Genomic DNA, 1246 nt, shown 5'->3' with positions numbered 1-1246 from the left:
CATTTGTTGAATCTCTATCGCTGGTTTTTTTACGACAAAACCGTTCCAGATTTTTTCGGTTTCTTTAGATCCAAATGAAATTATCATACCTTTTGCGTTACTAACGTCAAAAGTAAGTAAAAAAAATTATTATTTCAACTTAAAACAGACTATTTTTGCCAAACTTAAAAACCACACGATGACAATTTTACTTTTAGGTTCTGGAGGAAGAGAACACGCTTTTGCTTGGAAAATGATTCAAAGTCCGCTTTGCGACAAACTTTTTGTAGCACCAGGAAATGCAGGAACGGCTTCGATAGCCAATAATGTTGCTATCAGCCCAACGGATTTTGATGCCATAAAAGCATTTGTACTTCAGGAAAAAGTGGGAATGGTGGTTGTTGGACCCGAAGATCCTTTGGTAAAAGGGATTTTCGACTTTTTTAAAAACGACAATGATTTAAAAGATATCCCAGTTATTGGACCATCAAAATTAGGGGCAACTCTTGAAGGAAGTAAAGAGTTTGCCAAAGAATTTTTGATGAAACACAACATTCCAACGGCGGCTTATGATAGTTTCACTGCCGAAACCGTGGAGAAAGGATGTGATTTCTTGGAAACGTTGCAACCGCCATATGTTTTGAAAGCAGATGGATTGGCAGCAGGAAAAGGAGTTTTGATTATTCACGATCTGGCAGAAGCCAAGCAAGAATTAAGAAATATGTTGGTTGGCCAAAAATTTGGTGCGGCCAGTTCTAAAGTGGTGATCGAAGAATTTTTGGACGGAATTGAATTGAGCTGTTTTGTTTTGACCGACGGGAAAAGTTATAAAATATTGCCAACAGCCAAAGATTATAAACGCATTGGCGAAGGCGACACGGGTTTGAACACAGGCGGAATGGGAGCAGTTTCTCCAGTTCCTTATGTTGACGCTGTTTTGATGGAAAAAATCGAAACACGCATCGTAAAACCTACTATTGAAGGTTTCCAGAAAGATGGAATCGAATATAAAGGATTTGTGTTTATTGGATTGATCAATGTCAACAACGAACCAATCGTAATTGAATACAACGTGCGAATGGGCGATCCAGAAACGGAAGTTGTCGTTCCACGAATGAAATCGGATTTGGTGGAGTTGTTTTTGGCTGTGGCCAATGAAAAACTAGACGAATTCGAACTAGAAATTGACGAAAGAAGTGCCACGACAATTGTGGTGGTTTCTGGCGGTTATCCAGAAGATTTCGAGAAAGGAAAAGTAATTTCAGGA

The 1246-nt window shown here is 38.9% G+C and carries 1 protein-coding gene; it reads left to right on the top strand.

Going from position 1 to position 1246, the window contains the following annotated elements; translation table 11 throughout:
* Positions 1 to 178: 178 nt before the first annotated feature.
* Positions 179 to 1246: phosphoribosylamine--glycine ligase (gene purD / locus EKL98_RS16380; protein ID WP_126563185.1), on the top strand; the 1068-nt coding region annotated here is incomplete at its 3' end.

This window comes from Flavobacterium bomense (genome assembly GCF_003970355.1).
This window is presented reverse-complemented; position numbering and strand designations above follow the sequence as displayed.